This window comes from Streptomyces chilikensis (genome assembly GCF_001642695.1).
GTDB lineage: Bacteria > Actinomycetota > Actinomycetes > Streptomycetales > Streptomycetaceae > Streptomyces > Streptomyces chilikensis.
In genome coordinates this window covers 216,171-236,717 of sequence record NZ_LWCC02000005.1, presented here as the reverse complement: position 1 = coordinate 236,717, position 20,547 = coordinate 216,171, and the positions used below count along the sequence as shown (strand labels likewise).

The following is a 20,547-nucleotide window of genomic DNA, read 5'->3' as shown; positions in this document are numbered from 1 at the left end:
TGCCGGAAGGGATGTGCTGCCTCGAATGTGCCCCGGACCGCCCCCCACCAGGGCATTTCTCTGCCTGCGGCAGATTCGCCGAGGGCAGAGGACCCCTTCGCCCGTCCGGCTCCGATGAGTTTTCACCGTCCCGCCGGTCGACAGTGAGGAACGACGGACTATCGGGAGGAACCGATGGACAGCAACGGATTCACCACCTGCCTCTGGTTCGACAACCAGGCGGAGGAAGCGGCCAACTACTACGTCTCGGTCTTCCCGGACTCCCGCATCGAGCGTGTCGACCGGTTCTCCGAGAACGGCCCGGAGAAGATCGTCCCGGACGAGTCCGGGTCGTTCGCCGAGGTCCGGTTCACCGTCAACGGCCAGCGGTTCTCCGCCCTCGACGGCGGGCCGCTCTTCCACTTCGACGAGGCGATCTCGTTCCAGATCATGTGTGACAGCCAGGAGGAGGCCGACCACTACTGGAACACGCTGATCGGCGACGGCGGCCAGGAGAGCCAGTGCGGCTGGCTCAAGGACAAGTACGGGCTGTCGTGGCAGGTGATCCCCAAGGAGGCCCTGGAGATCCTGCGCGATCCCGATCGCGAGAAGGCCGCCCGGGCCATGGCCGCGATGCTCACGATGCGGCGGCTCGACGTCGCCGGGCTGCGCGCCGCCCGCGACGCCGCCTGACGGGTCCGCGGTCCCCACCCGAACAGCCCGAGAACCGAGCGATCAAGAACGGAGGCCGCACCATGGCCGCACGACCCGAGGGAACCCCGATCTGGGCGGACGCGATGTTCGCCGACCTCGAAGGGGCCAAGAAGTTCTACGGAGAGGTGCTCGGCTGGACCTTCGGAGAGTCCAGCACCGAGTTCGGCAACTACACGGAGGCCTACGCGGACGGCAAGGCGGTCGCCGCCGTGGTCCCGCCGATGCCCGGTGCCGAGGAGCAGTCCGCCTGGTGCCTCTACCTCGCCACCCCCGACGCCGCGGCCACCGCCGCGCGGATCCGGGAGAGCGGGGGAGAGATCGTCATGGAGCCGATGCAGGTCGCGGACTTCGGCACCATGTGCATCGCCCGCGACCCGGGCGGGGTGGTCTTCGGCCTCTGGCAGCCCGGAAAGCACACCGGCTTCGACGCCGTCGGCACGCCCGGCGCCTTCTGCTGGGCCGAGATCAACACCCGCGACGCCGAGAAGTCGGACGCGTTCTTCTCCTCGGTCTTCTCCTACACCCAGAAGAACATGCCCGACGACAAGGTCGACTTCCGGGTGTACGAGCTGAACGGCGCCCCGCTGCTGGGCAGGATGAGGATGACGGAGGACTTCCCGCCGGAGGTCCCGCCGCACATCAACGTCTACTTCGCCGTCCCCGACTGCGACGAGGCCGTCGCCAGGGCCCGGAAGCTGGGCGCCGAGGTCCAGCACGGGCCGGTGACCAGCCCCTTCGGCCGGTTCGCCTCCCTCATGGACCCGCACGGCGCGCCCTTCTCGCTCCTCGACCCGGACAGGGCGGAGGGGGAGATGCCGCCGATGGACGAGGTCGGCTGACGCCTCCGCCGCCCCCTCGCGGTCCCGTTCCCCTCGGGAAGGGGACCGCGGGGCCCGCGTGGGATGATCGTGTCCATGCGTGCTGAACGACTGGTCGCCGCCTGCGACGGCGCCTGCAAGGGAAACCCCGGTCCCGCCGCCTGGGCGTGGGTCCTGGCCGAGAGCGGATCCGCCCCGGAGACGCCCACCCGCTGGGAGGCCGGCCCCCTCGGCACCGCCACCAACAACATCGCCGAGCTGACGGCCCTGGAGCGGCTGCTGGCCGCCACCGACCCCGCGGTGCCGCTGGAGGTCCGGATGGACTCCCAGTACGCCATGAAGGCCGTCACCACCTGGCTGCCCGGCTGGAAGCGCAACGGCTGGAGGACGGCCGCCGGCAAGCCGGTCGCCAACCGCGAACTGGTCGTCCGGATCGACGAGCTGCTGGCCGGCCGCACCGTGGAGTTCCGCTACGTCGCCGCCCACCAGGTGGACGGCGACCCGCTCAACGACTTCGCGGACCGGGCCGCCAGCCAGGCCGCGACCGCCCAGGAACCCGCGGGCAGCGCCCTCGGTTCGCCCGAGCCCCCGCCCTCGCCGACGCCCGCGGCCAAGAAGACGCCCGCCCGTACGCGCGGTGCGCGTACGGGCGGGCGGGCCGCCTCCGCCGGGGCGTCGGCCCGGACCGTCAAGGCCAAGTTCCCCGGCAGGTGCGGAGTCTGCGGTGGCGGCTATCCCGCGGGCGGGTCCATCGCCAGGAACGACCAGGGATGGGGTCACCCGGAGTGCCGCGCGGCCGGCTGAGGCCGGCCCTCACCGGCGCGGTGCCGTCACAGGACGGTGCCGCGCCACTCGCCGGTCTCGGTGCCGCGCTCCTCGATGAACTTCTTGAAGCGCTGCAGGTCGGCCTTGGCGTTGCGCTCCACGAAGCCCAGCTTGTCGCCGATCTTCTCGGCCGCGCCCTCGGGCTGCAGCCGCATGCGCAGGTTCACCTTGGTGGTGCCCGGGGCGACCGGCTGGAAGGTCACCCGGCCCTCCTGCTTGGTCTCCCCGTCGACGGTGGTCCAGCTGACGCACTCGTCAGGGATCTGCTCGGTGATCTCGGCGTCGAACTCCCGCTTGACGCCGTCCACCTTGGTCACCCAGTGCGTGAGGGTGTCGGTGCGCTGCTCGATCCGCTCGACCCCGCTCATGAACTCGGGGAAGGTCTCGAACTGCGTCCACTGGTTGTACGCGGTGTGCACAGGAACTCGGACCTCGATGGATTCCTCGATCACGGACACGTGATGTCCTCCTTCGTGTAGCTTGCGTGACTTGCGTCTTGCCGCCCGCCTCCGGAGCAAACCGCGTTCCGCGAAGAAGCGGAGGACAGCTCTCCGTACCGGCGCCCGGGGGCGGAGGACGTGACACGGCGTGAAAGACTGGCCGGTATGGAACAGCGAGTAATCGGCAGGTCGGGTCAGAGCCTTTCGGTCATCGGACTCGGCACCTGGCAGCTTGGCGCCGACTGGGGCGACGTCGACGAGAAGGACGCGCTGGCCGTCCTCGAGGCGGCCGCGGAGTCCGGCACCACCTTCTTCGACACCGCGGACGTCTACGGGGACGGACGCAGCGAGCAGACCATCGCCGCCTTCCTGCGCGGCCGGCCGGACCTGGACATCACGGTCGCCACCAAGATGGGCCGTCGCGTCGACCAGATCCCGGAGAACTACGTCCTGGAGAACTTCCGGGCGTGGAACGACCGTTCCCGCCGCAACCTCGGCGTGGAGCGGCTGGACCTGGTCCAGCTGCACTGCCCGCCCACGGCGGTCTACTCGAGCGACGAGGTCTTCGACGCCCTCGACACCCTGGTCGAGGAGGGCCGCACGGCCGCCTACGGCGTCAGCGTGGAGACCTGCGCCGAGGCCCTCACCGCGATCGCCCGGCCGAACGTGGCCAGCGTGCAGATCATCCTCAACCCCTTCCGGATGAAGCCCCTCCTCGAGGTGCTTCCGGCCGCCGCCGAGGCCGGCGTCGGCATCATCGCCCGCGTCCCGCTGGCCTCCGGGCTGCTGTCCGGCAAGTACACCAAGGACACCGTCTTCGCGGCCAACGACCATCGGACCTTCAACCGGCACGGCGAGGCCTTCGACCAGGGCGAGACCTTCTCCGGGGTGGACTACGAGACCGGTGTGGAGGCCGCCGCCGAGTTCTCCGGGCTGGTTCCCGTGGGCTTCACCCCGGCCCAGGCCGCGCTGCGCTGGATCATGCAGCAGCCCGGCGTCACCACCGTGATCCCCGGCGCCCGCAATCCCGAGCAGGCCCGCACCAACGCCGCCGCGGCCGGTCTGCCGCCGCTCTCCGAGGAGACTCTGGCGTCGGTCCGCGACCTCTACGAGCGCCGGATCAAGGAGCAGGTCGAGAACCGCTGGTAGCCGCCGGCGGTACGACGAAGGGCGGGGCCGTTCCGGTGCGAACGGCCCCGCCCCTCGTGTCGTGGCGGTGGGAGCGTCAGGCCTCGATGAGGATCTCCCGCTCCTGCTCCTGGTCCCCGGAGACGGTCCCCCGGTCGCGCACGGTGAAGGCCGCGGTCAGCGCTTCACCCGCCTTGTGGACCGCCTCGGGCGTGCCCTGCAGTGTCACGGTCACGGGGTCGGCGACCCCGGTCCGCCCCGAGGTGTCCTCGGGGGTGGGGGCGGAACCCTCCGTACCGCCGAAGACGGCGGTGTGCACCGTGGCGTGCTCGTCCTTGGGCTGGGAGTCCGGAGGACCGAAGATCGGCTCCAGGGTGCGGAGCACCGCCTGGGCGTCGGAGCAGTGTCCACCGCTGAGGGTGATGGTGAGCTGTGTCCCGGTCATGGTCAACGGACTCCCTCGGCCCAGATCGCCTGCCTGATTGCAGCCTGACGGGTAACCGCCCGACCGGCACCCGAAACCGCAGGACCGTGTCCCGGTCGATCCCGGTCGATCCCGGCCGCTTGGCCTGGGGAATCACGGGCAGAAGGGGCACTCGGACAGTGCCCCCGGTGAACAGGAGGAAGGGTGACCGGTAACCGACCCGGCGACGAGGACGGCCTGGAGGACGGCATAGGCCGGCGGCCCAGGAGAGGCCGCAACGAGACCGAGGAGGAGGCGGCGGACCGGAAGTGGGGCGAGCTGATCCAGGAGGTGAGGGTCGCCCAGACCGGCGTCCAGATCCTCTTCGGGTTCCTGCTCACCGTCGTCTTCCAGCCCGGCTACGAGGAACTCGGCCAGACCGACCGCACCATCTACCTGGTCACCGTGGTGCTCGGCGCGATGACGACCGGAGCCCTGATCGCCCCCGTCGCGCTGCACCGCATCGTCTCCGGCCGCCAGGTCAAGCCGCAGGCCGTCCAGTGGGCGGCCCGGGTGACCTTCACGGGGCTGGTGCTCCTGCTGGCGACCATGACCAGCGCGCTGCTGCTCATCCTCCGTGTCGCCACCCACGACGGCTTCGTGCCGTACCTGGTCGCGGGGGTGCTGTCCTGGTACATCCTGTGCTGGTTCGTGCTGCCCCTGTGGACCCGCTACCGCTACACCTCGAAGTAGCCGCCGGCCCCCGCGTCGCACGGCGAAGGCCCGGCCCGCTCAGCGGGTCCGGGCCTTTCGTCTGCTCGTCCGGTGTCTCCGGTGTCTCCGTCGCCTCCTGGGGGCGCCGCTCGTCCCGGCCGAAGCCCTCGCCGGCGCCGCGGGGGCCTCAGCCGTTGGCCAGCAGCTCCGAGAGGAAGCCGTCCACCTCGACGTGCTCGTCGCCGGGAGCCACCACCCGGTAGCTCTCCTCCAGGAACCGCTCCACGGCCGGCGCCCAGGCGTGAACGACGGCGTGGTGCCGCTCGCCGTCGCCCCGGTGCTCCCCGTAGAAGTCCATGCGCAGCTCGTGCCAGCCGCGGGCGTAGCGCGGCGAGAACCGCACGTCCCCCTCGCCGACCGGCCGGCGCAGGCCCTCGGCGAGCATCTCGCGGGCCAGCCGCCAGCGGGCCAGCACCCGGCCGTCATGGCTGAACGTCGCGGTGACCGCGAACGGGTCCTCGATGTCGTAGCTCAGGTGGGCGAGCACCGCGAAGCGGTTGGCGTCGCTGTCGCTCCCGCCGGACTGGAGCTGCATCACAACGGCCCTGTGCACGAACGCGCTCGACTTCATCGAGACCTCCGGGGGAGTGGACGAGATGTACGGTGCACACCCTGTTACCCCCACTCCCCGCGCCCATGACCACCGACTTCCGGGCGTCGGCGAGGTCACCCGAAGGCGTTGCGCAACTCGGGCAGCAGGGTGCGCTCGGACCACTCCAGGAACCCGTGCTGGGACTCCCCGCCGATCTGCACCAGGGCGACCTCGGTGAACCCGGCCTCCGCGTAGGGCCGCACCGCCTCGACGAAGGCCTCCGGGTCGTCGCCGCAGGGGATCGAGGAGGCGACGTCGTCCGGCCTCACGAACTGCGTGGCGGCGGCGAACGAGTCCGGATGCGGGAGCTCGGCGTTGACCTTCCAGCCCATGCCGAACCACCGGAACTGCTCGTGCGCCCGCCGGACCGCGGTCTCCCGGTCGGGGTCGAAGCAGACCGGGAGCTGTCCGACGCGCGGCTTGCCCTCGCCGCCGTGCTGGTCGAACAGGTCCAGCAGGTCCTTCTTCGGTTCGGTGGCGATCACCAGGTCGGCGTAGTGCCCGGCCAGCGCGCAGGACTGCTCGCCGGAGACCGCGATCCCGATCTGCGGCGGCCGGTCGGGCAGGTCCCACAGCTTGGCGGAGTCCACCTGGTAGTGCTCCCCGTGGTAGGTCAGGTGCCCGCCGTCCAGGAGCGCCCGGATGATCTCCACGGCTTCCTCGAACCGCTCGTGCCGCACGTCCACCGCCGGCCAGCCCTCGCCGGTCACGTGCTCGTTGAGGTTCTCGCCGGAACCCAGCCCCAGCCGGAAGCGGCCCTGCGAGAGCAGTTGCAGGGTCGCCGCCTTCTGCGCCACCACCGCCGGGTGGTAGCGGAAGGTCGGGCAGGTCACGTACGTCATCAGCGGGATCCGTGAGGTCGCCTGCGCCGCCGCGCCCAGCACCGCCCACGCGTACGGGGCGTGCCCCTGCTCGCGCAGCCACGGGAAGTAGTGGTCCGAGGTCACCGAGAAGTCGAAACCGGCCTCCTCGGCCCGCACCACGTGCCCCACCAGTTCCCGCGGCCCGGCCTGCTCGGTCATCATCGTGTATCCGATTTGCACCATGTCTGCCGCGTTCCCGGCAAAAGGGACAGGAAACCGTGGATGCCGCCGGGTGGGCGCAGCGCCGGCGAGGCGTCGGCGGGCCGGCCCGTAACGCCCGGGGGGTGGATGCCGCCGGGCACCGGACCGCGGGACGCGCGGTGACGCGCCGTCACGCGGCGACGGCCGCGGAGACGGGACGGGCCGGCCACCGCGCGGATCCCGCCCCGGGACCGTCACCCCGGGAACCCGTGGACGCCGGGACCGGCCCGGTGCGTTGTGGGAGGCTGGACGGGTGATGCTCGAGGACCTGGTCCGGCTGCGCCGGGCGCGCGACACGATGGACCGCGACTACGCGGAGCCGCTCGACGTACCGGCGCTGGCCGCCGTCGCCCTGATGTCACCGGGCCACTTCTCGCGCAGCTTCCGCGCGGCCTTCGGGGAGACGCCGTACAGCTACCTGATGACGCGCCGCGTCGAGCGGGCCAAGGCGCTGCTGCGCCGGGGCGACCTGTCGGTCACCGAGGTCTGCTTCGCGGTCGGGTGCACCTCCCTCGGGTCGTTCAGCTCCCGCTTCACCGAACTGGTCGGCGAGACCCCGAGCGCCTACCGGGCACGCGACCACTCGGCGGGCGCCGCCGTCCCGCCCTGCGTCGCCAAGCTCTACACCCGACCGGTCAGGAACGGAGAAGCGCGCACCGCGCCGCGAGCCTAGCGTGGAACGCATGGACATCACGCTCTCGCAGTGCTTCATCGCCGTCGACGACCACGACAAGGCGCTCACCTTCTACCGCGACGCCCTCGGCCTGGAGGTGCGCGACGACGTCGGGTTCGAGAACATGCGCTGGGTGACCCTGGGCGCCCCGTCCCAGCCGGACGTCTCCGTCGTGCTGGAGCCGCCGCTCGCCGACCCGAACGCCTCGCCCGCCGACCGGCGCGCCATGACGGAACTGCTGGCCAAGGGCCTGCTCCGCGCGGTCGTCTTCGCCACCGAGGACGTCGACGGCACCTTCGAGCGCATCCGCTCCAGCGGCGCCGGCGAGGTCCTGCAGGAGCCGGCCGACCAGCACTACGGCGTGCGCGACTGCGCCTTCCGCGACCCCGCCGGCAACATGATCCGCTTCCAGCAGCGGAAGGGCTGACGAGGAAGGCCGCTCCGGCACGGCCGCTTCGTGCGTCCCGGTGCCCGTCGCCACGCCGGCGGGGCGTCCGGCGGCGCGGTACGGACGGGTGACCTCCGTACCGGCACGGGGTCATCCGGCGTGCCCGAACCCTTGTCCCCTGGTCGACTGGCCGCACGATCGTCGTGCGAGGAGGCACAGGTGAGGGACCGGCTGGGACATGCCGCGTGGGTGGTGGCGGTCGCGCAGTTCTTCGTGGTCCACGGGATCGCCGAGTCCGCGTGGAGCCGTCCGTACAGCTGGGCGGAGCACAACATCAGCGACCTGGGCAACGTCACCTGCGGCCCGCAGGGCGGGCCGCAACCGCGCTACGTCTGCTCACCCGAACACACCCTGATGAACGGCTCGTTCGTCGTCCTGGGCGTGCTGTTCCTGGCCGGGGCGGTGCTGACCGGCACCCTCTGGCGACGCGGACCGGCCGGCGCCGCGGCCAGGGCGGCGCTCGGCGCGGCGGCCACCGGATTCGCCCTGGCCGGCCTCGCCCCCGCCGACGTCGACGCGCACCTGCACGTGCTGGGCGCGGCGCTGGCGATGGGCGTCGGAAACATCGGTCTGCTCCTCGCGGCGGCCGGTCTGGCGGACCGGGTCGCCCGGCCGTGGCGGTGGGCCGCCGCGGCATCGGGTACGGTGGCGGCCACCGCCTGCGGCCTGCTGCTGTACCGTCAGCCCCTCGGCCTGGGCATGGGGGGAATGGAGCGCGTCGCCGCCTACCCGCTCCTGCTGTGGGCCTTCGCACTCGGACTGGCCGGCCTGTCCGGACGGGCCGACGGGGGCGCGCGGTTCACGCCGGTGCGCCGGCCGGAGGAGAGGGAACGCTGTGCCTGAACGGGAACCGTCCGAGCCGTACCCGCCCCTCGAGCCGTACGCGAGCGGACTGCTCGACGTGGGCGACGGCAACCAGGTGTACTGGGAGGCCTGCGGCAACCCCGAGGGCAAGCCCGCCCTGGTGGTGCACGGCGGACCGGGCTCGGGCCGTTCGCCGGCGGCCCGGCGGGTCTTCGACCCCGAGCGGTACCGGATCGTCCTGTTCGACCAGCGCAACTGCGGCCGCAGCGTTCCGCACGCGAGCGACCCGTCGGTCCCCATGGAGCACAACACCACCGAGCACCTGATCGCCGACATGGAGTCGCTGCGGGAGGCGCTCGGCATCGACCGCTGGCTGCTGTACGGCGGCTCCTGGGGCTCCACACTGATCCTGGCCTACGCCGAGCGGCACCCCGCACGGGTCTCCGAGATCGTCGTCGCCGGGGTCACCACCACCCGGCGCTCCGAGATCGACTGGCTCTACCGGGGGGTGGGCCGCTTCTTCCCGCAGGACTGGGAACGCTTCCTCGCCGGAGTGCCGGGCACCCCGCCGGACGGTGACGTCGTCGGGGCGTACGCGCGGCTGATGGCCGACCCCGATCCCGGGGTGCGGTCGCGGGCCGCCGCCGACTGGTGCGCGTGGGAGGACGCCGTGCTCTCCGCCGAGGGCGGAAGGACGGCCAAGCCGTACAGCGGACGGCCGTCGGAGGCGGTGCTGGCGATGGTGCGCATCTGCTCGCACTACTTCGCCCACGGCGCCTGGCTGGAGGAGGGGCAGCTCATCCGCGACGCCCACCGGCTGACCGGCATTCCCGGCGTCCTGGTGCACGGCGGGATCGACCTGAGCGCGCCGCTGGACACCGCGTGGCAGCTGTGCCGCCGGTGGCCGGACGCCGAGCTGATCACCGTGGAGCGGGAGGGGCACCTCGGCGGGGGGGCCACGCGCCGGCACGTGATGGCGGCGCTGGACCGGTTCGCCGGGCGCTGACGCCGCCGCGCCGGCCCCGGCCCCGGCGAAAGGAGTTCGACAAGTGCCCCCCGCCGCCCGCGGGAAGGGGCGGGGAAGACCCCTGCGGGCGCGGCTCCCCGCACGGCGCGCCACCGTCCGGGCGTCCCTCCCACGGACTCCGCGCAGCCCGCCGGCAGCCCTCCCAGGGACTCCGCGCGACCGCCGCGACCTGGGCCAACTCCCTTGCGCCTTCTAGGGTTCAGCCATGGATCGCACCCCGCGGAGCATGCGCGGCATTCGTACGGCCGACGACGTCCTCCGGCTGATGGACGGGCTCTTCGCCCCCGAGGCCGACCGGTGGACGGACGGCGGCGCCGACTGGTGGGACCGCTTCTACGCCGACCGCTCGCGCGGCGTCCCCTTCTTCGCCGCCCGGCCCGACGAGAGCCTGGTGTCCTGGCTCGACCGCGGACTCGTCACCCCGGGAACCCGCGGCCGCGCGCTCGACCTGGGGTGCGGGCCGGGCCGCAACACCCTGCACCTGGCGCGGCACGGATTCGCCGTCGACGCGGTGGACCTCTCCCCGAAGGCGCTTGCCCGGGCGCGTGAACGCACCGGACAGGCGGGCGTCGAGGTGACGTTCCACCGGGCCGACGCGTTCACCCTCACCGAGCGGGACCTCGACGGGCCGTACGACCTGATCTACGACTCGGGCTGCTTCCACCACCTGCCGCCGCACCGCCGCGTCGGTTACCTGGCCTTCCTCGACCGGTTCCTCGCCCCCGGCGGGTCCTTCGGCCTCAGCTGCTTCGCCACCGGGGCGGAGGGCTCCGGCACCGAACTCCCCGACCTCGACCTCTACCGCGACGCCCGCCTGCACGGGGGAGTGGCGTACGGGGACGACGACCTCCGGTGGATCTTCTCCAACCTGACCGAGGTGGAGCTCCGCCGGATGCGCCGGCCGGACCCCGCCTCCGGGACGTTCGGCGAACCGTTTCTCTGGGCCGGGCTCTTCCGCCGTCCGGAACGGCGGGAACGGGATGCGGCGTTCACGGCGTCGTGAGGGCATCCTGAAGGTCCCCGCGGGCGCGGGTCGACGGAGCGGGCGGTGGCCCGGCGCGGTGCTCGCGCCACCCGCGGAACCGTGCGGTGCGTCGACGCGGTCGGTCACGCGGGGGAAGGGGACCGCCGCCCGGCGTGCCGCCGACAGCGGGACGTCCGGCTCTGCCGAAGGAGGAACGGATGCGTCACTTCGCCCCGGGGGAGACGGTCGTGCGCCGTGACGTGCACCGCTCCGGCCGCGTCTGGAGCGAACACGCGCTGCGCGTCGTCGCCGACACCGGCGAGGCCCTGCTCGTGGCCTGTCCGCCGGGAGCCGGGACCCGGTGGCCCACCCTGTACGTCGAGGCCCGCGCCGTCGGTGACCGCACGGTGCGCACGGAGGCGTTCGACGCGATGGCCACCGGCAGGTGGGAGCTGACGGCCGCGGTCTGGCAGGAGACCGAGGTGCTGCTGTGGAAACCCCCGGCGGAGTGGTTCAGCGTCAACGCCTTCTACACCGAGGGCGGACTGCGGAACTGGTACGTCAACTTCGAGCACCCCACCACCCGTACCGAGGGCGGATTCGACACCCTCGACCTCACCGTCGACCTGGTCGTCGCCCCCGACCTGACCAGCTGGCAGTGGAAGGACGAGGACGAGTACGCGCACGTGCGGCGCCTCGGCATCGTCACCGACCTCGAGCACCGGGCCGTGGACACCGCCCGCGACCGGGCCCTCGCGATGATCGAGGAACGCTCCGGCCCGTTCGCCGACGCGGCCACCTGGGCGGCCTGGCGGTGGAACCCCTCCTGGCCCACCCCGGTCCTGCCGCGCGACGGCCGGTCCGGCACGGCCGCCGCGCACCCGGTCACCGGAGGGCAGCCGTGACGCGCCCGGACGGCCCGGAGGCCGGCCGGGCACTGCCGGGTGCCGCGTCGCGCCGCCCGCTCCCGCCGGCCGCCCGCCGGGACACCCCGTCCGCCCGGTGTCAGCCGGCCTCCCCGTCGTCGGGGCGGCCGCCGATCCAGTCCTGTGCCCTGCGCGTCCGGCCGGCCCACCGCCGGTCGTGCCGGCGCGCCCGCCGCTCGGCGCGGGCGCGGGTGCGCGGACGGCTCCGGTAGAGCCGGCGGTCCCACGGGGAGCCGGGGCGGGCGAGGCGCACCGCGCCGACCAGGGCGACGAGGGGGACCACCAGCCCGAACACCGTCAGCCGGGCCTTCCCCTTGGCCAGGGTCACCAGGGCGAGGAGGAAGTGGAGGACCACGGTGACCGCCACCGCGCCGCGGCCCTCCTGGTCGTCCTGGTCGAGGCCGTCCACCCCGAACGGCAGGAACCCCGCGAGCAGCAGCCCCGCCAGCGCGGCGGTGATCACCACCACCTCGACGCTCCGGCGGCCCGCCTCCGACCAGTAGACGTCGGCGAGGTGGAGGATCAGCGCGAACTCGTCCAGCACCAGCCCCGCGCCCACGCCGAAGACCACCGCCGCCGCCCACGCGCCGAAGCCGTGGTTGCCGCTCGCCACCGCGCCGAAGCCGCCCGCCACGGTGAGCACCACCCCCGGCACCACGTGGTGGACGTGCACGCCACCGGTCTCGACGTCGCGGAACGGCCCCCGCCCGGCGCGGATCATCCGGGTCACCAGGCGGGTGACCGCGAAGGTGACGACGAACGCCGTGAGGGCGAGGAGCAGGGGGAGTTTTCCGGGCTCGACGACGTTCCGGTACAGCCAGTGACCCATGGCCGGACTCTATGTCGGCATGTCCGTTCCCTCCCGTTTCCCCGGGCGCGTCGGCCCGTCCGTCAGGCCATGGGATGATCAGGCCGACGCTTCCGGAAGGACACCCATGACCGGTCATCCCCTGAGCATCGCCGTGGCGCAGCCCCGCTGCGCGGCCCACGACGTGGCGGGCAACGCCGTCGCCCACGCCGAGGCGGTCCGGGCCGCGGACGCCAGGGTCGTGGTGTTCCCCGAACTCTCCCTCACCGGCTACGAACTGGACGCGGACCCGGTCGCCCCCGACGACGAACGGCTGGCCCCGATCGTCGCCGCCTGCGCCGACACCGGATCGCTGGCCCTGGTCGGCGCGCCGGTCCCCGGACCGCACATCGGTGTGCTCGCCGTCGACGGCGACGGCGCCCGCGTGGTCTACGGGAAGACGCACCTGCACGGCACCGAGGCGGACCGCTTCCGGCCCGGCGAGCCGGCCGTGGTCGAGGTGGACGGGGTGCGTCTGGGCCTGGCCGTCTGCCGGGACACCGGTCTGCCCGAGCACGCGGCCGCCACGGCCGCCCTCGGCATGGACGGCTACGTGGCCGGCGTGGTGCACGCCGACACCGAGGCCGGGTTGCACGGCGAGCGGGCCCGCAGGGTCGCCGCCGACCACGGCGTCTGGGTCGCCACCGCCGCCTTCGCCGGCCCCACCGGAGGCGGTTTCGACCGCACCTCGGGACGCTCGGGCATCTGGGCGGCCGACGGCGCCCTCCTCGCCGAGGCGAGCGAGCTCCCCGGAGACTTCGCCCGGGCGGTCCTGCCCGCGCCGGACAACGGCTAGAGTCGGCCGCAGCGCCCGGCCGTCCGGCGGGCGGGGGCGAGGAGGAACCGTGGCCAAGGTCGGCATCAGCCTGGACGCCGAGCTCGTCGTGGAGGTGATGGTCCTCTCCGGGACCAACTCGCCCCAGGACGCGGTCGAACTGGTGGTCCGCGACTACATCGCCCGCGGCCACCGCACCGAGGCGCGCACGGAACTCACGGACGAACGGCTGCGGGAGACCGACGCCGCGCCGCAGGACCCGCAGGGCGCCTGACCGCCGGCGGGGCCGCTCCCGCCTCAGCCGGGCGAGACGAACCCCGACTCGTAGGCGGCGATCACCGCCTGGGTGCGGTCCCGCACCGCCAACTTGGCGAGCACCGAGCTGACGTGGGACTTCACCGTCTCGGCGCCCACGACCAGCCGCTCGGCGATCTCCGCGTTGGACAGGCCGCGGGCCATCAGCCGCAGCACCTCCGCCTCCCGGTCGGTCAGCTCCGCGCGCCCCAGCCGCGCCCGGGCCTCGGCGTTGCCGCGCGTCTCGCCGTAGGAGGCGGCCAGATGCCGCACCGCGGCGGGGAACAGCAGGGAGTCGCCCTCGGCCACCAGCCGCACCGCGTGCACGATCTCGGCGGGCCGGGCGCGCTTGAGCAGGAACCCGTCGGCGCCGGCCCGCAGCGCGCCGTACACGTACTCGTCGTTCTCGAAGGTGGTGACCACCAGGATCTTCGGCGGGTCGTCCACGGTGCGCAGCACCGCCCGGGTGGCCTCGATGCCGTCCATCAGCGGCATCCGCACGTCCATCATCACCACGTCCGGACGCAGCCGGCGCACCAGCGGGATCACGGCGGCCCCGTCGGCGGCCTCCCCGGCCACCTCGAGGTCCGGCTGCGCCTCCAGGACGGCGCGCAGCCCGACGCGCACCAGCGGTTCGTCGTCGACCAGGAGAACGGTGAGGGGCATCGGCACAGCCTAGTCCAACGGTGCCGGCGGGGACGGGGCGCACGGAGGACGAGGCCCGGGGAGCGGCGGAGCCGGGGGAGCGGCGGTTCGGCCGGGCGACGGGGCCCGGGAAAGCGGCGGTTCAGCCGAGCGGCAGGTCCACGCGCAGCCTCCAGACCCCGCCCTCGGGCCCGGCGCAGGCCTCGCCGCCCAGCAGGGCGGCCCGCTCGCGGATCCCGCGGACGCCGGTGCCCCCGCCCCGCAGCCCGGACGTGCTCCCCTCCTCGGGGAGCGGGTTGCGGACCTCGATCCGCAGCCGGGCCCCCTCGACGGCGATCCGCACGCCCACCGGCAGCGAACCGGCGTGGCGCACCGCGTTGGTGAGTGCCTCCTGGAGCATCCGGTACCCCTCCCGGGACACCGGAGCGGGCACCTTCTCCAGCGGTCCGGACACCTCGGCGTCGACCCGGGCGCCGGAGGACCGGGCCGATTCCAGCAACCGGTCCGCCTCCCGCAGGTCGCGCCGGGAACCCGCCGGCCGCGCGGGGTCGCGCAGCACCACCAGCACCCGTTCCAGGTCCTCCAGCGCCGCCCGCCCGGTCTCCTCGATGGCGCCCAGCGCCTGCTCGGTGAAGCGGGGGTCGCCCGCCGCCCGCGCCGCGCCCGCCTGCACCACCGCGAGGGTGAGCGCGTGCCCGATGGAGTCGTGCAGCTCCCGGGCGATGCGGTTGCGCTCCAGCAGCCGCTCGGTCCGCTCCTCCAGCAGAGCCAGCCGCTCCCGCGCGGACGGCCCCAGCAGCGCCCTGGCGGCCCGCGCCGTCAGGGCTCCGGCGACCGTGACGAAGGCGAGCAGCACCGCCAGGACCACCACCACCAGGGTCCCGTACCACCAGCCGGTGCCGGGGACGCGGTAGGCGGTGGTGAGTTCCGTGTCGCCGAACGCCGCGCCGAGCAGGGCCAGGCAGAGGCCGCCCGCCGCGTTGCTCACCATCGCGACGGCGAACCCGGCCTCCAGCCGCAGCACCAGCCAGACGCCGGTGCGCAGCCGGTCGTGCCACGAGGCGGAGGGGGCGGCCGAGATGCCGTGGTCGTCGTCGGGCCTCCCCCTCCCGCCCCTGGCGTGCGGGCCGGGGAAGAGCATCAGCCGGGCCTGCAGTCCCTCGGCCGTGCGGACCGACGGCACCAGGGCGGCGAGCAGGACCAGCAGCGGCACGGGCTGCAGGGCGATCAGGGCCCAGTCGGCCGGGGAGGGGTCCACCAGCCCCGGGAAGACCATGGCCATGATGAGCGGCAGGATCACCGCGACCACCAGGTGCAGCCACCGGGTGTAGGTGACCGCGCGGATCAGCGGCTGGAGGAGGCGAGGCACCCGGTCATGCTGTCAGACGGAGCCCGGGCGGCCCTCCCCCGCACGGGGGAGGAGAACCCCTCCGGGCGGGGAGGGCACGGCCGCCCCGCCCCGGCAGGCTGGGGACATGACGACGATCGAACTCACCGCGCTGACCAAGGAGTACGGCGGCACCCGGGCGGTGGACGACCTCACCTGCACCGTCGAGCCCGGCCGGGTCACCGGCTTCCTCGGCCCCAACGGAGCCGGCAAGTCCACCACCATGCGGCTGGTCCTCGGACTCGACCGCCCGACCTCCGGCGCCGCCACCGTCGGCGGACGCGACTACACCACCCTGGACACCCCCCTGCGCACCGTCGGCGCCCTGCTGGACGCCCACTCCGCCCATCCCTCCCGCACCGCCCGCGACCACCTCCGCCTCCTCGCGGCGAGCAACCGGATACCGACGGGCCGGGTCGACGAGGTGCTGGAGGAGACCGGCATCGCCCCGGTGGCCGGGCGCCGGGTCAGGACCTTCTCCCTCGGCATGCGCCAGCGCCTCGGCATCGCCGCCGCGCTGCTCGGCGACCCGCCGGTGCTGATGCTGGACGAGCCGGCCAACGGCCTCGACCCCGAGGGCTTCGTCTGGATGCGGCAGCTGCTGCGCCGGCTCGCCGCCGAGGGCCGCACCGTGCTGATGTCCAGCCACCTGATGAACGAGACCTCCGCGGTCGCCGACCACCTGGTGGTGCTGGGCCGCGGGCGGCTGCTCGCCGACATCGGCACGACCGCCTTCATCGACCGCAGCTCCGCCCCGCGCGTCCAGGTGCGCACCAGCGACCCGGCGCGTCTGCGGGCGAGCATGGCCGCCGAGGGCCACGAGGTCCGGGAGACCGGAGGCGCGCGGTGGGTCGTCGAGGGAGCCACGGCCGAGGAGGTCGGCGCCGTGGCCGCCCGCGAGGGCATCCCCGTCCTCGAACTCAACGACGTGCGCGTGTCGTTGGAGGACGCGTACCTGGCCCTCACCTCCGGGGCCGCCCAGTTCGCCGCGGCGTCCCCGCGCACCACGACCGGCACCCGGGAGGTCTGACCATGTCCGTCGCACCCGTGATCCACTCGGAATGGATCAAGATCCGTTCGGTGCGGGCGAGTTGGGGATCGCTGCTGGCGGTCCTCGTCGTCACCGTCGCCGTCACCGCCCTGGTCTTCGCCACCGTCGGCGAGGCCGAGGCGGAGGACGGAGGGGACCTGGTGAAGGGGGCCTTCTACCCGCTCAACTTCGCGCAGGCGGCGGCCATCGCCTACGGCGCCACCGCGGTGTCCCCGGAGTACCGCGAGGGCGCCCTGCGCGTCTCCCTGGCGGCGGTGCCCCGCCGTGGCCTCCTCTACTGGTCGAAGGCCGCGGTGATCACGCTCACCGCCCTGCTGGTGGCCCTGCCGACGACCCTCGCGACCTTCCTCGTCGGCCAGTCGCTCGTCGGCGAGCACGCCATCGGGCTGGATCATCCCGGCGTGCTGCGCTCCCTCGTCGGAGGCGCGCTCTACCTGGTGCTGATGACGCTCCTCGCGGCCGGCCTCACCTTCCTGCTGCGGAGCGCGGTCGGCACGCTCAGCCTGCTGATCCCCTTCGTCCTGGTCGGCTCGTTCGTGATCGGCGACGCCGCCGGGGGGATCGGCGTCTGGCTGCCGGACCAGGCCGGCAACCACTTCTTCCGCGAGGCGGCGACCGGGCGGCTCGGTCCCTGGGCGAGCCTCGCCGTCACCGCGGCGTGGGCGGCCGTCGCGCTGGGAGCCGGATGGTGGGCCGTGCGGCGGCGCGACGCCTGACCGGCCGGGCCGGACGCCGCGCCGCCGGGCGTCAGTGCAGGAACTTCAGCCCGACCACCCCGCCCACGATCAGCGCCAGGCAGATCAGACGGGCGGCGGTGGCGGGCTCGTGCAGGAAGAGCATCCCGTAGAGGGCGGTGCCGACGGCGCCGATGCCGACCCAGACCGCGTAACCGGTGCCGATCGGTATCGAGCGCATGGCGTGGGCCAGCCCGCCCATGCTGAGCAGGAGGGCGGCGGCGAAGACCAGGGAAGGGACCGGGCGGGAGAAGCCCCGCGACGCGTTCAGGGCGACGGCCCAGACGGTTTCCAGCAGTCCGGACACGATCAGTACGAGCCAGGCCGACATGGCGGTGGGACCCTTCGGAGGAGACGGCAGTCGGTACGCCGTCTTGTCCTCACCGGGTACGACGCGCTCGTCCGGGGCCGCGCGGGGCGACCACGGCCGAGGCTAACACGACCGTCGCGCCCGGTGCCGTGCCCCGTCGCGGCACCGGGCCGGACCACCCTTCGCGGAGGGCGGACCGGCGAGCGGGGTGCGGCGGGTCCGGGAGCCCCGGCGGGCGGGAACGGCCCGGCCGGGGACCGCACGCGTCCGCTCCCGCCGGACGGCAGGGCGCGGGACGGTCCGGCCGGGTGGTGCAGGCGTGGTTCCGGAGCCCCGAGGTGACGTGGTACACACGGCTGATCACGCTCCTGTCCGCCAGCAGGAAGGTCGCACATGTCCGCCACACGACGTCAGATGCTCGCCCGCTCCGGTGCCCTCGGAGCGGGCATCGTGGTCTCCGGGGCCGTCGCGGAGCTGTTCTCCGCGTCCGCCGCCTCCGCGCTGCCGCTCACCGAGGCGGGATACGGCCCGCTGATACCCGACCCCGACGGCCTGCTCGACCTGCCGGAGGGTTTCCGCCACCGGGTGCTCTCCCGCGAGGGCGAGGCCCTGCGGTCCGGCGAGGGACCGGTGCCCTCCCACTGCGACGGCATGACCGCGCTGCCCGGCAGGAGGGGCCGCGTCCACCTCGTCCGCAACCACGAGAACCGCGCGACCGCCGCACTCGGCGTGCCCACCGTCGAAGGGCTCACCTACGACCCCGCCTCCAAGGGCGGCTGCACCACGATCACCCTGGACGGTCCCGACGGCGCGGTCGTGGACGAACGCGTGGCCGTCGCCGGCACCGCGGTCAACTGCAGCGGCGGGCCCACTCCTTGGGGGACCTGGCTGACCTGCGAGGAGACCGAGGACAAGGCCGGGGTCGCCGGGTACGCGAAGGACCACGGCTTCGTCTTCGAGGTCGACCCCGCCGATCCCCGGCGCAGCGGCGCGGTGCCCCTCACCGCGATGGGCCGCTTCCAGCACGAGGCGGTCGCCGTCGACCCCGTCCACGGCGTCGTCTACGAGACCGAGGACGCCTTCGTCGCCCCGTTCGGCCTGTTCTACCGCTTCCTGCCCGACCGGCCCGAGGGCCGCCTCGGTTCGCTCCGCGCGGGCGGACGGCTCCAGGCGATGCGGGTGCCGGACCTGCCCGACCTCTCCGTCGTCGACGAACCCGGCGCGAGCTTCGGCGGCGTGCGGTGGGTGGACGTCCCCGACCCGCTGGCCGCGCGGACCCCGACCCGCCTCCAGGACTACGGCAGGGGCGGCGTCACCCGCGGGCAGAAGCTCGAGGGCTGCTACTGGGGCGGGCGCTCGGTCTACTTCGTCTCCTCCTACGCCCGCACCCGTGAGGGATCCGGCGCCGACCACCACGGCCAGGTCTGGCGCTACGACCCGGGGGCCCGCCGCCTCACCCTGGTGATCGTCTTCGGGCCCGGCTCGGACGTCCGGCTGCCGGGCGAGTCCCCGGACAACATCTGCCTGGCGCCCGGAGGCTCGCTGATGGTCTGCGAGGACGGCAGCGGGGCCCAGCACGTCTACGGCGTGACCCGGCGCGGCGAGGTCTACGCCATGGCCCGCAACGCCCAGAACATCGGTACCGAAGAGGCGCCGGAGTGGGGCGAGTTCGCCGGGGTCGCCTTCTCGCCGGACGGCGGGACCATGTACGTCAACTGCTACGACCCGGGCACCACCTTCGCGGTCACGGGCCCCTGGCGGAGGTAGCGCACCGCGGGGGAGGGAGCGGCCCGGGGCCCCGCGAGGCGCGGGAGCCGCCCGGTGGTACGCCCGGCGATCACGGTGGACCCCGCCCACGGGGACGTCCCCGGGCGCCGGGCGTACGGGGGCACGGGGTGCGCCGTGATCTTCGCACCGGCGTGGTCCAGACTGGTCCCGAGCGAACGAGTGACGACACGACCGCGGCCGCCGGCCGTGAGCAGGGAGGCAGCTGATGACCCGTCCGATCGCCGTGGGAGTGGACGGAACCCCCGAGAGCCTGGCGGCGCTGGAGTGGGCGGCCGTCGAGGCCGGCCGGCGCGGGACCGGGCTGCGGGTGGCTCACGTGTGGGAACCGCGCCGGGTGAGCGGCGCCGAGGACCGCAGCGGCACCTCGGAGGAGCAGGAGCGCTGGGTCCGGCAGGGCGTGGAGGACTCGGTCCGCGGCCTGGCCGAGCGCCACCCGGGTCTGGACGTGAGCACCCACGTCCGCCGGGGCGAGGCGGCGGAGGGACTCCTGGAGACCGCGGACGGCGCCGGGATGCTGGTCCTCGGCTCCCGGGGACGGGGCATCCTGCTCGGCTTCCTGCTCGGTTCCGTCGGCCGGCAGGCGATCGCCGAGGCGGACCTCCCGGTGGTCCTGATCCGTGCCGACGTCAAGGGCGGGAGCGAGGCGGCCGGCGAGGTCGTCGTCGGACAGCAGGGCGATCCGGAGGACAGCGCCGAGACGCTGCGCTTCGCCTTCGAGACGGCCGCCGCCGCCGGCGCCCCGCTGCGCGCGGTGCGCGCCTGGTCGCTGCCGCCGGTCTTCACGTACAGCCCCGGCTCGCTCCAGCTGCTGGACGAGGCGGGCGGCCCCGTGCCGTTCGAGCGCAAGGCGCTGGCCGCCGCGCTGGCGCCGTGGCGGGAGCGGTTCCCCGGCGTCCGGGTGACCGAGCACGTGGAGATGGGCAGCGCCGGTGAGGTGCTGCTGTCGCTGTCCGGCGGGGCCCGCCTGATGGTGGTCGGCCGCCGCGCCCACCGCGCCGCGATCGGCAGCCGGCTCGGCTCGGTGGCCGACGCGGTGATCCACCACGCCGCCAGCCCGGTGGCCGTCGTCCCGCCGGCGCCCACCGCATAGGTTCCCCGCGGCGCAGGTCACGGGTTAGATTGCCGCGCGCCCGCACC

At 74.0% G+C, this 20,547-nt stretch carries 25 protein-coding genes and 1 riboswitch; of the genes, 17 read left to right on the top strand and 8 right to left on the bottom strand.

All coding sequences use genetic code 11. The features are described 5' to 3' along the window. The first annotated feature begins 174 nt into the window (after window positions 1-174). The 3 genes from A2U95_RS01240 to A2U95_RS01230 all read left to right on the top strand — a co-directional run bounded on the left by A2U95_RS01240 (window position 175) and on the right by A2U95_RS01230 (window position 2,315). Window positions 175-672, top strand: coding sequence for a VOC family protein (locus A2U95_RS01240; RefSeq protein ID WP_166020398.1), 498 nt, complete (start codon window positions 175-177; stop codon window positions 670-672). A gap of 62 nt (window positions 673-734) precedes the next feature. Beyond that, complete coding sequence (locus A2U95_RS01235; RefSeq protein ID WP_166020397.1) at window positions 735-1,532, top strand: VOC family protein; 798 nt, start codon at window positions 735-737, stop codon at window positions 1,530-1,532. 63 nt (window positions 1,533-1,595) lie between these two features. Then, entirely contained in the window at window positions 1,596-2,315 is a 720-nt protein-coding gene (locus A2U95_RS01230; protein WP_166020396.1) for a ribonuclease H family protein, read from the top strand. Between the two features lie 26 nt (window positions 2,316-2,341). Here the strand turns inward: A2U95_RS01230 and A2U95_RS01225 are convergent, their stop codons facing one another. Further along, a complete protein-coding gene (locus A2U95_RS01225; RefSeq protein ID WP_166020395.1) occupies window positions 2,342-2,794 on the bottom strand; it encodes an SRPBCC family protein in 453 nt (150 codons plus the stop codon). Window positions 2,795-2,941: 147 nt separating this feature from the next. Between A2U95_RS01225 and A2U95_RS01220 the strand changes: the two genes are divergently transcribed. After that, on the top strand, window positions 2,942-3,925 hold the full coding sequence (locus A2U95_RS01220; protein WP_166020394.1) for an aldo/keto reductase: 984 nt from the start codon (window positions 2,942-2,944) through the stop codon (window positions 3,923-3,925). A gap of 76 nt (window positions 3,926-4,001) precedes the next feature. On the opposite strand, the gene A2U95_RS01215 is transcribed toward A2U95_RS01220, so the two are convergent. Then, window positions 4,002-4,349 (bottom strand): hypothetical protein, encoded by a 348-nt coding sequence (locus tag A2U95_RS01215; RefSeq protein ID WP_166020393.1) that lies wholly within the window; start codon window positions 4,347-4,349, stop codon window positions 4,002-4,004. 183 nt (window positions 4,350-4,532) lie between these two features. Here A2U95_RS01215 and A2U95_RS01210 point away from each other — a divergent pair, with 183 nt between their 5' ends. Beyond that, on the top strand, window positions 4,533-5,060 hold the full coding sequence (locus tag A2U95_RS01210) for a DUF6328 family protein (protein WP_420856941.1): 528 nt from the start codon (window positions 4,533-4,535) through the stop codon (window positions 5,058-5,060). A 148-nt stretch (window positions 5,061-5,208) separates the two neighbouring features. Here A2U95_RS01210 and A2U95_RS01205 read toward each other — a convergent pair whose 3' ends face one another. Continuing rightward, window positions 5,209-5,652: an SsgA family sporulation/cell division regulator gene (locus A2U95_RS01205; RefSeq protein ID WP_166020392.1), complete on the bottom strand. Its 444-nt coding sequence runs from the start codon at window positions 5,650-5,652 to the stop codon at window positions 5,209-5,211. A 95-nt stretch (window positions 5,653-5,747) separates the two neighbouring features. After that, the gene (locus A2U95_RS01200) at window positions 5,748-6,719 is read right to left on the bottom strand and encodes an LLM class F420-dependent oxidoreductase (RefSeq protein ID WP_166020391.1); all 972 of its coding nucleotides are present in this window, start codon (window positions 6,717-6,719) and stop codon (window positions 5,748-5,750) included. A gap of 271 nt (window positions 6,720-6,990) precedes the next feature. Between A2U95_RS01200 and A2U95_RS01195 the strand changes: the two genes are divergently transcribed. From A2U95_RS01195 to A2U95_RS01170, 6 genes are all read left to right on the top strand, one after another. Continuing rightward, on the top strand, window positions 6,991-7,410 hold the full coding sequence (locus A2U95_RS01195) for a helix-turn-helix domain-containing protein (RefSeq protein WP_420856940.1): 420 nt from the start codon (window positions 6,991-6,993) through the stop codon (window positions 7,408-7,410). A gap of 10 nt (window positions 7,411-7,420) precedes the next feature. Then, window positions 7,421-7,837, top strand: a complete 417-nt coding sequence (locus A2U95_RS01190; RefSeq protein WP_166020390.1) for a VOC family protein — start codon at window positions 7,421-7,423, stop codon at window positions 7,835-7,837. A 180-nt stretch (window positions 7,838-8,017) separates the two neighbouring features. Further along, a complete protein-coding gene (locus A2U95_RS01185) occupies window positions 8,018-8,701 on the top strand; it encodes a DUF998 domain-containing protein (protein ID WP_166020389.1) in 684 nt (227 codons plus the stop codon). Then, window positions 8,694-9,668 carry a prolyl aminopeptidase gene (gene pip, locus A2U95_RS01180; RefSeq protein ID WP_166020388.1) on the top strand — a complete coding sequence of 325 codons (975 nt, stop codon included), beginning with the start codon at window positions 8,694-8,696 and terminating at the stop codon, window positions 9,666-9,668. Before A2U95_RS01185 ends, pip begins: the two co-directional genes overlap by 8 nt. Before the next feature lie 226 nt (window positions 9,669-9,894). Continuing rightward, a complete protein-coding gene (locus A2U95_RS01175) occupies window positions 9,895-10,692 on the top strand; it encodes a class I SAM-dependent methyltransferase (protein ID WP_166020387.1) in 798 nt (265 codons plus the stop codon). A gap of 179 nt (window positions 10,693-10,871) precedes the next feature. Next, entirely contained in the window at window positions 10,872-11,558 is a 687-nt protein-coding gene (locus A2U95_RS01170) for a ribonuclease FAU-1 family protein (protein ID WP_166020386.1), read from the top strand. A gap of 100 nt (window positions 11,559-11,658) precedes the next feature. On the opposite strand, the gene A2U95_RS01165 is transcribed toward A2U95_RS01170, so the two are convergent. Continuing rightward, window positions 11,659-12,408, bottom strand: a complete 750-nt coding sequence (locus A2U95_RS01165) for a hypothetical protein (protein WP_166020385.1) — start codon at window positions 12,406-12,408, stop codon at window positions 11,659-11,661. Window positions 12,409-12,514: 106 nt separating this feature from the next. On the opposite strand from A2U95_RS01165, the gene A2U95_RS01160 reads away from it, so the two are divergent. Both A2U95_RS01160 and A2U95_RS01155 read left to right on the top strand, forming a co-directional pair. Then, window positions 12,515-13,222: a carbon-nitrogen hydrolase family protein gene (locus tag A2U95_RS01160; protein ID WP_166020384.1), complete on the top strand. Its 708-nt coding sequence runs from the start codon at window positions 12,515-12,517 to the stop codon at window positions 13,220-13,222. 49 nt (window positions 13,223-13,271) lie between these two features. Further along, window positions 13,272-13,475, top strand: a complete 204-nt coding sequence (locus tag A2U95_RS01155) for a type II toxin-antitoxin system VapB family antitoxin (protein ID WP_166020383.1) — start codon at window positions 13,272-13,274, stop codon at window positions 13,473-13,475. A 23-nt stretch (window positions 13,476-13,498) separates the two neighbouring features. Here A2U95_RS01155 and A2U95_RS01150 read toward each other — a convergent pair whose 3' ends face one another. Further along, entirely contained in the window at window positions 13,499-14,161 is a 663-nt protein-coding gene (locus tag A2U95_RS01150) for a response regulator (RefSeq protein WP_166020382.1), read from the bottom strand. A gap of 121 nt (window positions 14,162-14,282) precedes the next feature. Then, complete coding sequence (locus A2U95_RS01145; protein WP_206282790.1) at window positions 14,283-15,509, bottom strand: sensor histidine kinase; 1,227 nt, start codon at window positions 15,507-15,509, stop codon at window positions 14,283-14,285. Between the two features lie 106 nt (window positions 15,510-15,615). On the opposite strand from A2U95_RS01145, the gene A2U95_RS01140 reads away from it, so the two are divergent. Next, window positions 15,616-16,557 carry an ATP-binding cassette domain-containing protein gene (locus tag A2U95_RS01140; RefSeq protein ID WP_166020381.1) on the top strand — a complete coding sequence of 314 codons (942 nt, stop codon included), beginning with the start codon at window positions 15,616-15,618 and terminating at the stop codon, window positions 16,555-16,557. A gap of 2 nt (window positions 16,558-16,559) precedes the next feature. Then, window positions 16,560-17,294, top strand: coding sequence for an ABC transporter permease (locus A2U95_RS01135; protein WP_166020380.1), 735 nt, complete (start codon window positions 16,560-16,562; stop codon window positions 17,292-17,294). Between the two features lie 31 nt (window positions 17,295-17,325). On the opposite strand, the gene A2U95_RS01130 is transcribed toward A2U95_RS01135, so the two are convergent. After that, window positions 17,326-17,643 (bottom strand): DMT family transporter, encoded by a 318-nt coding sequence (locus A2U95_RS01130; RefSeq protein ID WP_166020379.1) that lies wholly within the window; start codon window positions 17,641-17,643, stop codon window positions 17,326-17,328. A gap of 32 nt (window positions 17,644-17,675) precedes the next feature. Continuing rightward, window positions 17,676-17,739: riboswitch (guanidine-III (ykkC-III) riboswitch) on the bottom strand. 276 nt (window positions 17,740-18,015) lie between these two features. On the opposite strand from A2U95_RS01130, the gene A2U95_RS01125 reads away from it, so the two are divergent. Then, window positions 18,016-19,389: an alkaline phosphatase PhoX gene (locus tag A2U95_RS01125; RefSeq protein WP_166020378.1), complete on the top strand. Its 1,374-nt coding sequence runs from the start codon at window positions 18,016-18,018 to the stop codon at window positions 19,387-19,389. A gap of 226 nt (window positions 19,390-19,615) precedes the next feature. Continuing rightward, window positions 19,616-20,500: a universal stress protein gene (locus A2U95_RS01120; protein ID WP_166020377.1), complete on the top strand. Its 885-nt coding sequence runs from the start codon at window positions 19,616-19,618 to the stop codon at window positions 20,498-20,500. Window positions 20,501-20,547: the final 47 nt, after the last annotated feature.